Consider the following 11,365-nt stretch of genomic DNA (forward strand, 5'->3'; position numbering starts at 1 on the left):
AGGCGACAAGTCCAGAAACCCCGCGCGGGGCCGGATCATTCCAGAATGGTCACGACATGGACATTGCCCTTGATCGCATTGGAATAGGGGCAGATGAAATGGCCGCGCTCCACCATGCGTTCCGCCAGGGCACGGTCCACCCCCGGCAGGCTGACCTTCAGCGTCACCGCGATGCCAAAGCCGCCCTCGGCGCGCGGGCCGATGCCGACCTGTGCCTGAACCGTCGCCTCGGCCGGCACCTCGCCGATCTTTTCGTTGCTGGCGGCAAAGCGCAGCGCGCCCAGATAGCAGGCGGCATAGCCTACGGCGAAAAGCTGTTCGGGATTGTTGCCCTTGCCCTCGCCGCCCATTTCCTTCGGCACGCTCAGCGTGACGGCCAGCGCGCCGTCCAGCGTGGCGGATTGGCCGTTGCGGCCGCCGCCCTTGGCCTCGGCGGTGGTGCGATAGACGATGTCCTTGACCATGGGGCTCTCCTTTTCTGGTCGCGCAAGATCATATCGCGCACGATACAATTTGGGGCGCGGTTGTCAATCTCTTGCGATTGCATCGCGCACGATTTAATCTGGCTCCCATGTCAGACCCGCTGCCACTCTCGCGCATGCTTTGCTTTGCGCTCTACTCCGCCAGCCATGCCGTGCAGGCCGGCTACAAGCCTCTGCTTGATGCGATGGGGCTGACCTATCCGCAATTCCTGGTGCTGACGCTGCTCTGGGAACAGGATGACCAGCCCATGTTGCGCCTGTCTGCGGCGCTGCAACTCGACAGCAATACGCTGACCCCCATGCTCAAGCGGATGGAGGGGGCGGGCCTCTTGACCCGCCGCCGTGATGCCGAAGATGAACGGCAGGTGCGGCTGAAACTGACCCCGACAGGGGCCGCATTGCGCGACCGGGCCGGCGATATCCCGGCCTGCCTTCAAGCCCAAAGCGGCCGGAGCCTGCCCGAGCTGGAGCGGCTGACGGTCGAAATCACCGCCCTGCGTGATCGGCTCCGCGCTGCTCAGACCTGACGGCCGCGATCAATGCGCAGGAATTCCGCCGCGCGCCGGTTGCCGACCGGCACCGCCGCGGGCTTGCGCCACAGCGCCTCCCACACCCGGCTGCCTTCGCGCGCGATCTGCATGAAGCGCTTGACGCGCCCGCCATCCGAGGGTTTGCGCTTGTCTGCCATATGCTTGGTCATCTGAGCCTCCTCCGGTTGTTCGCCCGCAAGGATAGCGCAGATTCGCCCATTTCCCAAATCCGGCGATCAGGACAGGCGGTGAATGGCCCATTGCGCCGCATCCGCCACCGCCGGATCCGGGTCATCGCACAGCGCCTGCGCGACAGGCCGCAACGCCGGCAGACCGGAATTTCCGATGGCATAAAGCACGTTGCGCACGAAACGATCCCGCCCGATCCGCTTGATCGGGCTGCCGGCAAAGCGGGCGCGAAATCCGGCATCGTCCAGCGCGGCCAATTCGGCCAGTTCGGGCGCGCCGACCCGCGGCTGATAGCCGATCTCGTGCGCGGCCACCGCGAACTTGTTCCAGGGGCAGGCCGCCAGACAATCATCGCAGCCATAGATCCGGTTGCCCATCCGCGCGCGCAATTCCGGCTCCACCGGGCCCTTGTGTTCGATGGTCAGATAGGAAATGCAGCGCCGCGCATCCAGCTGATAGGGCGCGGGAAAGGCCCCGGTCGGGCAGATGTCCAGGCAGGCGCGGCACGATCCGCAATGGCTGATTTCCGGCCGGTCCTTCGGCAGATCCAGCGTGGTGAAGATCGCGCCCAGAAAGAACCAGCTTCCCAGTTCGCGCGACAGAAGGTTGGTATGCTTGCCCTGCCAGCCCAGCCCCGCCGCCTGGGCCAGCGGCTTTTCCATCACCGGGGCGGTATCGACAAAGACCTTGATCTCGCCCCCCGCCTGATCCAGCAGCCAACGCCCCAGCCGCTTCAGCCGGCGCTTGACCAGATCATGATAATCCTTGCCCTGGGCATAGACGCTGATCGCGGCGCGGTCGCGTGCCTCCAGCACCGCCAGCGGGTCGGTCCCGGGGGTATAGACCTCGGCCAGCATGATGACCGACCGCGCCTCGGGCCAGAGCGCGGCGGCCGATCCGCGCCAGGCCTCGCGCTCGGCCATCCAGCCCATCTGCCCGTGGCGCCCGGCCTCCAGATAGGCGCGCAGCCGCCCGGCGGTTTCGGGCGTCGCATCGGGGGCGCAGATGCCCATCCCCGAAAACCCTTCCTCTCGGGCGCGTGCCTCCAGCCGTTCCCGCAGCGATGAAAGGGTCATGCTCTTGCTCTTTGCCGAAATACTCCGGGGGTCCGGGGGCTGGCCCCCGGGGCGTGCCGTCAGAAATCCAGATCGGCGTAATGCGCGGGCGGCGGAAAGCCGGGGATCTGGTCGGCCAGCAGGGGCCGGAAACAGGGGCGCGATTTCAGCTTCACATACCAGTCCTTCACCGCGGCATGGCGGTTCCAGTCCACGTCGCTGATATAATCCAGGCAGCTCAGATGCGCGGCGGCGGCGAAATCGGCCAGCGTCATGCTGTCGCCCGCCAGCCAGCGCCGCTGGTCCAGCAGCCAGGCCATGTAATCCAGGTGGTACTTGATCCGGCTCGCCCCGGATTTCACCGCCTTGCTGTCGGGATAGCCGGTGCCCTGCACCTTGCGATTGACCCGTTCATACAAGAGCTTCGAGGTGACCTCGTTATGGAACTTGTCGTCGAACCAGTTGCACAGCCGGCGCACCTCATAGCGTGCATCCACGTCGCGGGGCATCAGCGCGGGCGAGGGATAGGCTTCCTCCAGCCATTCGCAGATCGCCTGGCTTTCGCTCATCAGCCGGTTCTCGACGCGCAGCACCGGCACCTTGCCGGCCGGGTTGCGGCGGAGGAATTCGGCCTGTTGTTCCCAATAGCGTTCCTCGACCAGTTCGACCTCGATCCGTTTCTCGGCCAGCGTCAGCCGGACCTTGCGGCAGAAGGGCGAAAGGGGAACGTGATACAGTCGGTTCATGGGGCAAGCCTGTCAGCGAATGCCATCTGATAGCCCCCACGCGCCGCGGGATCAATGGCGCAGCGGGCGCAAGGGGGCGGTCAGTCCTCGAAACAGGCGGCGCGACCATCGGCGGCGATGGTTTCGGCGCCAGAGAGGATCTGCGCGCTGCGCCGGCGCACCAGCGGGCCGGGCCTGGCCGCATTACGCACCTTCGGGTCGGGCAGCACGGCGGCAAGGCGCGCGGCCTGGGTCGGTGTCAGGTCGCGGGCGGGAATGCCGAAATAATGCTGCGCGGCCGCCTCGACGCCAAACACGCCCTCGCCGAATTCGGCGACGTTCAGATAGACATGCAGGATGCGCCGTTTCGACCAGACCAGTTCGACCGGCGGTGTCAGCACCGCCTCGGCTGCCTTGCGCGCCCAGGTGCGTCCATGCCAGAGAAAGACGTTCTTCACGACCTGCTGGCTGATGGTCGATGCGCCGCGACCGCGCCCTTCGTCCAGCGCGGCGCGGATCGCCTTCATGTCAAAGCCCCAGTGGTTGCAGAAATTCGCGTCCTCTGCCGCCACGACCGACCGGGCCATGACCGGGGCGATGTCATCCCAGCCGACCCAATCCTTTTCGATGCCGCCCAGACGCAGGCTTTCCTGCGCCTGATAAACGTTGATCGGCACCGGCAGCACCGCATAGATCAGGATCAGCGCGGCGTAAAAGGCCGCAATGCCCAGCAGCACGCGCTTTGCCCACAGCCGCAGCCGGGGTGCCCAGCGATGGGCTACCGGCGCCGGCTCGGCCAGCTCCGGTTCGGGCTCGGTCTTTTTCTTGCGGGTCGTCTTGGCCATGCGGCCCAAAGACCACGAAGCACTGCCGGCGGTCAAGGCGGCGGCGGTCAGCCGCCGGTCGCGGGGGGTGCCGAACGGGCCAGCACTTCGGCCAGACGGGCCTCCTGCTCGGCGCTGAGCGAGGTGCGCAGCACCCGGCCCTTGCCGGCGAAATCATCCAGCCCCGCCAGAACCTTGTCGGCGGTCATCTTGCGAATCAGGATGCCAAGCGCCGCGCCACCCGGCGGCAGGCTCTGCCCGACTTCCTTCAGGAAATCGTCATTGATGCCCAGATCGGTCATCCAGCCCGACAGGGCGCCGGCCCCGGCCCCCACGGCGGCCCCGATCAGCGGATTGAGGAACAAGAGCCCGATCAGACCGCCCCAGAATGTGCCGCCCACGGCCCCCATCGCGGTCATGTTCACCGCCTGATGCAGTTGCACCGACCCGTCATCGTTGCGGGTCATGACCACCGCATCTTCCATTTCGATCAGATATTCCCGCTGCATCTTGACCAGCGCGGCGCGGGCCTCAAAGGCGGTGGCTTCGGTATCGAAGGCCATGATGACAAGATCAGACATCGCACTCTCCTGAAACGGATGGGTTCATTGGCACAACCCCGGGGTCGCAGATCCGGTTCCCCGTGGCGCGAACGGACTTTCGCCCGCCCGCGCGTCAGGCTATGCGGAGACAACTTCCCGGGGGCAACGCCATGCAGGCGCGCATTTCGCAGAATACCACACTTGGCATTATTCTGATGTCGCTGACCGCGCTGGTCTTTGCCTTGCAGGACGGCATTTCGCGGCATCTGGCCGAGACCTATAATGTCTGGATGGTCGTGATGATCCGCTTCTGGGTCTTTGCGGTCTTTGCGGCGCTGCTGGCCTGGCGCAGCCCGGCGGGCCTGGGGGCGGTGATGCGGTCGCATCTGCCCTGGCTTCAGTTCCTGCGCGGGGCCGCGCTGGTGCTGGAGGTCTGCATCATGATTCTGGCCTTCGTGAAGCTGGGGCTGATCGAAAGCCATGCGGTCTTTGTGTGCTATCCGCTGATCGTGGCGGCGCTGTCGGGGCCGATTCTGGGTGAATCCGTCGGCTGGCGGCGCTGGCTCGCGATCGGGATCGGCTTCGTCGGCGTCATCATCATCCTCGATCCCGGCGCCGGGGTGTTCAGCCTCTGGGCGGCGGTGCCGTTGTTCAGCGCCTTTCTGTTCGCGCTTTACGGGTTGCTGACGCGCTATGTGGCGCGGGCCGATCTGGCGGCGACCTCGTTCCTGTGGACGGGCTGGGTCTCGGCGTTGCTGATCACGCCGGTCGGCCTCTATTTCTGGGAAACGATGAGCCTGCCCGACTGGGGCTGGATGGCGCTGCTGTGCCTGAGCGCGACACTGGCGCATTTCATGATGATCAAGGCCTACGAAGTGGCCGAAGCCAGCGACATCCAGCCCTTTGCGCTGTTGCAACTGGTGTTCATCGCCATGCTGGGCGTCTGGGTGTTCGGCGAGGTGCTGCGCCCGAATGTGGTGGTGGGCGCGGCGCTGGTCATGGCGGCGGCGCTGTTCACGCTGTGGCGGGCGCGGGTCGTGGCGCGCCGCGCCGCGCGGGCAGGGGGCTGACCCCGCCTAACCGCGATCGTGAAAGAAATCGTGGATCTGCTGGGCCAGCGCCTCGGAGATGCCATTGACCGCCATCAGATCCTCGACCGCCGCGCGGGACACCGCCTTGGCGCTGCCGAAATGCGCCAGCAGGGCGCGCTTGCGGCTGGCACCGACGCCCGGCACCTCGTCCAGCGGGGTGGCGGTGGTGGCCTTGGCGCGCTTGGCCCGGTGGGCGCCGATGGCCCAGCGATGCGCCTCATCGCGCAGACGCTGGATGAAATACAGCACCGGGTCGTTCATGCGCAGCGCAAAGGGCGGCTCGCCGGGGCGGTGGAATTCTTCCTTGCCATGGTCGCGGTCGATGCCCTTGGCCACGCCGACAAAGGGCAGATCGTCGATGCCCAGTTCGCCCATGATCTCGGCCACGGCCGAGATCTGACCGGCGCCGCCGTCGATCAGCAGCAGGTCGGGCCAGGCCTCTGACTTGCGGTCGGGGTCTTCCTTGAGCAGGCGTTCAAAGCGGCGGGTCAGCACCTCTTTCATCATGCCGAAATCGTCGCCCTGGCTGCCGGCCTCGCCCTTGATGTTGAACTTGCGATACTGGCTTTTCAGAAAACCCTCGGCCCCGGCCACGATCATGCCGCCGACGGCATGGGCGCCCTGAATGTGGCTGTTGTCATAGACCTCGATCCGCTTCGGCGGCGCCTCAAGGTCAAAGGCATCGGCCAGACCCTGCAACAGCCGCTGCTGGGTGGAGCTTTCGGCCATGCGCCGCGCCAGGCTTTCGCGGGCATTGCGGGCGGCGTTTTCCACCAGTTCGGCCTTTTCCCCGCGCTGCGGCACGGCGAGTTCGACCTTGCGCCCCGCGCGGTCCGACAGCAGGGCGCCGACCAGATCCTCATTCTCCACCGGATGCGACAGCAGGATCAGGCGGGGCGGTTCCTTGTCATCGTAGAACTGGCTCAGGAACGCCTCCAGGATCTCGGCCTCCTCGGCGCCGGCGCCGGTTCTGGGATAGAAATCGCGGTTGCCCCAGCTTTGGTGGCCCCGGATGAAGAACACCTGCACGCAGGCCTGCCCGCCCTCCAGATGCAGCGCGACCACATCCGCCTCGGCCACGCCGCGGGGGTTGATGCCCTGGGTCGTCTGCACGGCGGTCAGGGCCTTGATGCGGTCGCGCAGGGCGGCGGCACGTTCATATTCCATCGCCTCGGCGGCCTCGGCCATGGCGGTGGCCAGATTGGCCTGCACATCGGTCGATTTGCCGTCCAGAAACCGTGTCGCATCCTCGACCAGCGCGGCATAATCGGCCTCGCTGATGCGGCCGACGCAGGGCCCCGCGCAGCGTTTGATCTGGAACAGCAGGCAAGGCCGGGTGCGGCCGGCGAACATGCTGTCGGAACAGGTGCGCAGCAGGAACACGCGCTGCAACTGGTTCAGCGTGCGGTTCACCGCGCCCGCGCTGGCAAAGGGGCCGAAATAGCGGCCCTTTTCGCCGCGCTTGCCGCGATGTTTGCGGATCATGGGAAAGGGGTGATCGGTCGGGATCAGGATATTGGGGAACGACTTGTCATCCCGCATCAGCACATTGTAGCGGGGCTTGAGCTGCTTGATGAGGTTCTGTTCCAGCAGCAGCGCCTCGACCTCGGTGCGGGTGGTCAGGAACATCATGCTGGCGGTTTCATGGATCATCCGCGCGATGCGGGCCGAATGGCCCGAGGGGCGCGCATAATTCGAAACCCGGGCCTTCAGGTTGCGCGCCTTGCCGACGTAAAGCACCTCGTTCTGCACGTTCAGCATGCGGTAGACGCCGGGCGACCCGTCCAGCGTGCGAAGGTAATCCTGAATGACCGCGTGCCCGGTTTTCGGCGGCGGCGCGGGCGTTTCATCCTGCATCGAAATGCTCTTTTCCTGAGTCAGCGATTCCCCTCCTTGGCTGCAACAGCACAGGGGCCGGAGGCAAGGGCAAACCTGTCCCCAGTTTCTGTGGATAAGTTTGCGGAGAAAATCCGCAAGGCGGCGAATTTCCCTTGTTTTCGGCCCGGTTCATTGCATTGCCTAAAAAATAGGCGACTTTATAAATACATGATTTCAAACGAAAAATATTTATACATCTGGCAAATGACTGAAAATGCAGGGTTTTCTTTACAGTTTCGTGAAGGCGGGGGCCAAAGTGGACAACTCGTCGCAGCGCATTGCCGCAAGGTCACTCAACGCCAAGGACATCCGGGGTTTTCCAGCCCAGATGCTGCCCGCCATCGACGCACAAAAGCTGTCCCGTCACCGCCGGCGCATCGAGGAAATAACCAAGCGCCGCCGTAATGTCTGCGGGGTTGGCGCCGCGGCCCAGCACGGTTGCCGCGCGCTGATTGCGAAAGTGGCGCTCGCTCTGCCTTGCGCCTTGCAGCGTGGGGCCGGGGCCGATCGCATTGACCCGGATCGCCGGGGCCAGTGCCTGCGCGGCGGTCTGGGTCAGCGCCCAGAGCCCCATCTTGGCCAGCGTATAGGTGGCGAATTCCGGTGTCAGCTTGCGCACGCGCTGGTCGATCATGTTTACGATCAGGGCCTGGGCCAGCGGCTCGCCCGCGTCATCCATTGCGGGGGCGGGTGCCTGCGCGGCAAAGGCCTGGGTCAGTACGAAGGGCGCGCGCAGGTTGCTTTCCATATGCCGGTCCCAGCTTTGCCGGGTGGCGCTGTGCAGGTTGTCATATTCAAAGATCGAGGCATTGTTGACCAGCACGGTGAAGGGTCCGCCCAGGGCCTCGGTCGCGCGGGGCAGCAGGGCCTGCACCTGTGCCTCGTCCAGCAGATCGGCCTGCAAGGCCACCGCCCGGCGCCCCATGGCCTGCACCTGCGCGACCGTCTCGGCCGCGCCCTCGGCCGATCCGGCGTAATGCACCGCGATGTCATGGCCGCGCCCCGCCAGATAAAGCGCCATCGCCTGACCCAGCCGCGCGCCCGCCCCGGTGACCAGCGCCCGCATCACGCCACCAGCGCCAGCGCATAGGCGACATAGCCGCCGACAAGGCCGATCCCCGCCAGCTTGCCGATATCGCGGCGGAAGAACACGAAGGGCACCAGCAGAAGCGACACGCCCAGCATGACCCACAGATCGAAGGACAGCAGCTGATCGGGCACCGGCATGGGCGCGATGAGGCCGGTGATGCCCAGAATCGCCAGCACGTTGAAGGTATTGGAGCCGATCACATTGCCCATGGCCACATCGGCCTGCCCGCGGAACGCCGCCATGACCGAGGTCACCAGTTCCGGCAGCGAGGTGCCGATGGCAACCAGCGTCAGCCCGATCACCGTCTCGCTGATGCCAAGCGCGCGGGCGATGTTGATCGCCCCGCCCACCAGCAGATCGGCGCCAAAGCCGAGGCCGACCAGACCGCCCAAGATAAAGGCCGCGATCTTCCATCCCGGCATGTGGTCATCGGCGGGCAGGTCGTCGGGCTGGCTGTCACGATGCGCGCGCGCCTGACGCAGGTTATCCCACAGGGACAGGGCAAGGCCGGTCAGCAGGATCAGCCCGTGCCACCAGGTCAGCGGCCCGATAAAACAAAGCGCGATGAACAGGACCGCGGTCGCCAGCATCACCAGATAACCGCGCCGCGTGTCGATCTGGCTGGTATGAATGGTGGCGATCAGCGCCGGCAGGCCCAGGATCAGCAGGATATTCGCGATATTGGACCCGACGACATTGCCAAGCGCGATCCCCGCCTGGCCTTGCAGCGCGGCATTGACCGAGACCAGAAGCTCGGGAGCCGAGGTGCCAAAGGCCACCACCGTCAGCCCGACGATCAGCGCGGGGATGCCCAGCCGCAGGGCCAGCGCAACCGCGCCCTTGACCAGCGCATCGCCGCCGAAAACCAGCAGCGCCAGACCCGCCGCCACATAAACCAGATCGAGTCCCACGCCCTAACCCTTGTCCCTGCCGCAGCCGCAAGGGCCGGCACCAATCTTGTGTCTGCCGCATTTAGGGCAGGTCTGCCGCCGCGCAAGGCGGCGACGGTAGCCAAATTTCTCGAAAACCACTGCGCCGACCACGATGCCCAGCACGACAAAGGTGATGAGTTTGAGAAACATGTTACAGCCCGAACCGCGCAAAGGCCGCGCGGTCCTCGATTTCGGCCAGGGCGGCGCCCATGGCGCGCCCGGTCAGCCGCGACAGCAGCCCACGTTTCTGCCCCATCGGCACCAGCCGGGCCTTGTCGCCATAAAGCGCCTTCAGGCGCGGCACCAGATGCGCCACACCATCGGCCAGCCCCAGTTCGACCGCCTGTTGCCCGACCCAGACATCGGCGTTGAACAGGTCGGCCCCCTCGGCCAGACGCGGGCCGCGCCGGGCCTTGACATGGGCGATGAAGGCCTGGTGGATCGGCTCTTGCAGGGCACGCAGGCGGGCCTCGTCCTCGGGGCGGGCGGGCTGGAACGGGTCGGCCAGCGATTTCGACTTGCCCGCCGTGATCACCCGCCGTTCGATCCCGTGCCGCGCCATGAATTCGGGAAAGCCGAAGCCCGCGAAGATCACCCCGATGGAGCCGAGGATGGAACTGTCATCCACCCAGATGTCATCCGCCGCACAGGCCAGCCAATAGCCGCCCGAGGCCGCCACATCCTCGACAAAGGCATGCACCGGCACGCCCTTTTCCTCGGCCAGCCGGCGGATGCGCGCGGCGATCAGGCTGGATTGCACCGCCGACCCGCCGGGCGAGTTGATGGCCAGCGCCACCGCCCGGGGTTTCATGCGGAACGCCTTGTCGATCAGCGGCGCCAGCGCGGCGTCGTTCAGCCCGGCCGCCAGACGGCTGCCGGTGCCGATGGCGCCTTGCAGGCGGATGACCGGAATGACCGGCGGCTTTTTCAGAAAGGGGATGCGAATGTTCATACCAAGGATGTAGAGGCCGCCCCGCCCCCGGACAAGCCTGACAACTGCGCCTCTGTGCGAATTGTGCCGTTGCCCTGTCCGCGACATTCGCGCAGACAGGGGGCATGATCGACAAGCTGGAAATGTTCATCGCGCTCGCCAATGAAGGCCATTTCGGTCGCGCGGCCGAGATCTGCGGCGTGACGCAGCCCACGCTGTCTTCGGCGATCAAGCAGCTTGAGGAACAGTTGGGCGTGCAACTGGTCTGGCGCGGGTCGCGGTTTCAGGGGCTGACCCCCGAGGGGCAGCGCGTGCTGGACCGCGCGCGGCGGATCGTCGGTGACACCCGCGCCCTGCGCGACGAGATGCGCGCCTCGCGGCAGGGGCTGGCGGGCAATCTGCGGATCGGGGTCATCCCGACCGCGCTGCCGATGGTTGCCGATCTGACCCGGCATTTCGCGCATCGCCACCCGAATGTGCGCATCACCCTGCTGTCGCGCACCTCGGTGGAGATCCTGTCGGGGATCGAGCAGCTGGAGCTGGATGCCGGCATCACCTATCTGGATAACGAACCGCTGGGCCGCGTGGCGCAGGTGCCGCTTTATGCGGAATTCTACCGGCTGCTGTGCACCCGCGACAGCGCCTTTGCCGGACGGGAGCAGGTGACCTGGGCCGATCTGGCCGGGGCGCCGCTATGTCTGCTGACCTCTGACATGCAGAACCGGCGCATCGTCAACCAGCATCTTGCCGAGGCCGGCATTCACGGCGCGCCCGGGGTCGAATCGAATTCGACCATCGCGCTGCTGACCCATGTCCTGACCGGGGAATGGGTCTCGGTCCTGCCGAAAAAGCTGGCGGATCTGTTTGCGGGGGCCTCCGGTCTGGTGGCGGTGCCCATCGTCGGGCCGGAGGTGGAACATCTGGTCGGCCTGATTGCGACGCATCGCGACCCGCCGACGCCGCTGATCGCCGCGCTGACGGAAAGCGCGCGACGGATCGCCAAGGTTTGATAGGGTTTTTCTATCGACTGACGGTATATTGATATTGATTTGCCTATCGCGCCTCTGCATGGTCCCGCCAGCCATCGGGAGGAGAG

The 11,365-nt window shown here is 65.9% G+C and carries 14 protein-coding genes; 3 read left to right on the forward strand and 11 right to left on the reverse strand.

What is annotated here, in order from left to right:
• Positions 1 to 35: 35 nt before the first annotated feature.
• Positions 36 to 464 carry an organic hydroperoxide resistance protein gene (locus tag FOA17_RS13030; protein ID WP_149141924.1) on the reverse strand — a complete coding sequence of 143 codons (429 nt, stop codon included), beginning with the start codon at positions 462 to 464 and terminating at the stop codon, positions 36 to 38.
• Between the two features lie 107 nt (positions 465 to 571).
• Between FOA17_RS13030 and FOA17_RS13035 the strand changes: the two genes are divergently transcribed.
• Positions 572 to 1,009 (forward strand): MarR family winged helix-turn-helix transcriptional regulator, encoded by a 438-nt coding sequence (locus FOA17_RS13035; protein ID WP_149141925.1) that lies wholly within the window; start codon positions 572 to 574, stop codon positions 1,007 to 1,009.
• On the opposite strand, the gene FOA17_RS13040 is transcribed toward FOA17_RS13035, so the two are convergent.
• The 5 genes from FOA17_RS13040 to FOA17_RS13060 all read right to left on the reverse strand — a co-directional run bounded on the left by FOA17_RS13040 (position 1,000) and on the right by FOA17_RS13060 (position 4,386).
• Positions 1,000 to 1,182 carry a hypothetical protein gene (locus FOA17_RS13040; protein ID WP_149141926.1) on the reverse strand — a complete coding sequence of 61 codons (183 nt, stop codon included), beginning with the start codon at positions 1,180 to 1,182 and terminating at the stop codon, positions 1,000 to 1,002. The two genes, FOA17_RS13035 and FOA17_RS13040, sit on opposite strands and share 10 nt — an antisense overlap.
• Positions 1,183 to 1,248: 66 nt before the next feature.
• Entirely contained in the window at positions 1,249 to 2,277 is a 1,029-nt protein-coding gene (gene queG / locus FOA17_RS13045) for a tRNA epoxyqueuosine(34) reductase QueG (RefSeq protein ID WP_149141927.1), read from the reverse strand.
• Between the two features lie 59 nt (positions 2,278 to 2,336).
• On the reverse strand, positions 2,337 to 3,002 hold the full coding sequence (fzlA, locus tag FOA17_RS13050) for an FtsZ-binding protein FzlA (RefSeq protein WP_149141928.1): 666 nt from the start codon (positions 3,000 to 3,002) through the stop codon (positions 2,337 to 2,339).
• Positions 3,003 to 3,082: 80 nt separating this feature from the next.
• Positions 3,083 to 3,826: a monofunctional biosynthetic peptidoglycan transglycosylase gene (mtgA, locus tag FOA17_RS13055; protein ID WP_149141929.1), complete on the reverse strand. Its 744-nt coding sequence runs from the start codon at positions 3,824 to 3,826 to the stop codon at positions 3,083 to 3,085.
• Between the two features lie 47 nt (positions 3,827 to 3,873).
• On the reverse strand, positions 3,874 to 4,386 hold the full coding sequence (locus FOA17_RS13060; protein WP_149141930.1) for a DUF1269 domain-containing protein: 513 nt from the start codon (positions 4,384 to 4,386) through the stop codon (positions 3,874 to 3,876).
• A 131-nt stretch (positions 4,387 to 4,517) separates the two neighbouring features.
• On the opposite strand from FOA17_RS13060, the gene FOA17_RS13065 reads away from it, so the two are divergent.
• Positions 4,518 to 5,417, forward strand: coding sequence for a DMT family transporter (locus tag FOA17_RS13065; RefSeq protein WP_149141931.1), 900 nt, complete (start codon positions 4,518 to 4,520; stop codon positions 5,415 to 5,417).
• 6 nt (positions 5,418 to 5,423) lie between these two features.
• Here the strand turns inward: FOA17_RS13065 and uvrC are convergent, their stop codons facing one another.
• The 5 genes from uvrC to FOA17_RS13085 all read right to left on the reverse strand — a co-directional run bounded on the left by uvrC (position 5,424) and on the right by FOA17_RS13085 (position 10,290).
• Complete coding sequence (gene uvrC, locus FOA17_RS13070) at positions 5,424 to 7,295, reverse strand: excinuclease ABC subunit UvrC (RefSeq protein ID WP_149141932.1); 1,872 nt, start codon at positions 7,293 to 7,295, stop codon at positions 5,424 to 5,426.
• 310 nt (positions 7,296 to 7,605) lie between these two features.
• Positions 7,606 to 8,385 carry an SDR family oxidoreductase gene (locus FOA17_RS13075; RefSeq protein WP_149141933.1) on the reverse strand — a complete coding sequence of 260 codons (780 nt, stop codon included), beginning with the start codon at positions 8,383 to 8,385 and terminating at the stop codon, positions 7,606 to 7,608.
• Positions 8,382 to 9,317, reverse strand: coding sequence for a calcium/sodium antiporter (locus tag FOA17_RS13080; RefSeq protein WP_149141934.1), 936 nt, complete (start codon positions 9,315 to 9,317; stop codon positions 8,382 to 8,384). The genes FOA17_RS13075 and FOA17_RS13080 overlap by 4 nt, the downstream gene beginning before the upstream one ends.
• A 3-nt stretch (positions 9,318 to 9,320) precedes the next feature.
• Positions 9,321 to 9,488, reverse strand: a complete 168-nt coding sequence (locus tag FOA17_RS19910; protein WP_203232316.1) for a hypothetical protein — start codon at positions 9,486 to 9,488, stop codon at positions 9,321 to 9,323.
• Position 9,489: 1 nt separating this feature from the next.
• On the reverse strand, positions 9,490 to 10,290 hold the full coding sequence (locus FOA17_RS13085; protein WP_149141935.1) for a S49 family peptidase: 801 nt from the start codon (positions 10,288 to 10,290) through the stop codon (positions 9,490 to 9,492).
• Between the two features lie 104 nt (positions 10,291 to 10,394).
• Between FOA17_RS13085 and FOA17_RS13090 the strand changes: the two genes are divergently transcribed.
• Entirely contained in the window at positions 10,395 to 11,279 is an 885-nt protein-coding gene (locus tag FOA17_RS13090) for a LysR family transcriptional regulator (RefSeq protein WP_149141936.1), read from the forward strand.
• Positions 11,280 to 11,365 lie beyond the last annotated feature (86 nt).

This window comes from Gemmobacter caeruleus, assembly GCF_008271655.1.
Taxonomy (GTDB): Bacteria; Pseudomonadota; Alphaproteobacteria; order Rhodobacterales; family Rhodobacteraceae; genus Gemmobacter; species Gemmobacter caeruleus.

Excerpts from the sequence above, each read along its gene's own strand:
- mtgA (WP_149141929.1), bottom strand. The coding sequence starts at position 3,826 with ATGGCCAAGACGACCCGCAAGAAAAAGACCGAGCCCGAACCGGAGCTG.
- FOA17_RS13065 (WP_149141931.1), top strand. The coding sequence starts at position 4,518 with ATGCAGGCGCGCATTTCGCAGAATACCACACTTGGCATTATTCTGATG.
- FOA17_RS13090 (WP_149141936.1), top strand. The coding sequence starts at position 10,395 with ATGATCGACAAGCTGGAAATGTTCATCGCGCTCGCCAATGAAGGCCAT.
- FOA17_RS13060 (WP_149141930.1), bottom strand. The coding sequence starts at position 4,386 with ATGTCTGATCTTGTCATCATGGCCTTCGATACCGAAGCCACCGCCTTT.
- FOA17_RS13030 (WP_149141924.1), bottom strand. The coding sequence starts at position 464 with ATGGTCAAGGACATCGTCTATCGCACCACCGCCGAGGCCAAGGGCGGC.
- FOA17_RS13085 (WP_149141935.1), bottom strand. The coding sequence starts at position 10,290 with ATGAACATTCGCATCCCCTTTCTGAAAAAGCCGCCGGTCATTCCGGTC.
- FOA17_RS13035 (WP_149141925.1), top strand. The coding sequence starts at position 572 with ATGTCAGACCCGCTGCCACTCTCGCGCATGCTTTGCTTTGCGCTCTAC.
- fzlA (WP_149141928.1), bottom strand. The coding sequence starts at position 3,002 with ATGAACCGACTGTATCACGTTCCCCTTTCGCCCTTCTGCCGCAAGGTC.
- queG (WP_149141927.1), bottom strand. The coding sequence starts at position 2,277 with ATGACCCTTTCATCGCTGCGGGAACGGCTGGAGGCACGCGCCCGAGAG.
- uvrC (WP_149141932.1), bottom strand. The coding sequence starts at position 7,295 with ATGCAGGATGAAACGCCCGCGCCGCCGCCGAAAACCGGGCACGCGGTC.
- FOA17_RS19910 (WP_203232316.1), bottom strand. The coding sequence starts at position 9,488 with ATGTTTCTCAAACTCATCACCTTTGTCGTGCTGGGCATCGTGGTCGGC.
- FOA17_RS13040 (WP_149141926.1), bottom strand. The coding sequence starts at position 1,182 with ATGACCAAGCATATGGCAGACAAGCGCAAACCCTCGGATGGCGGGCGC.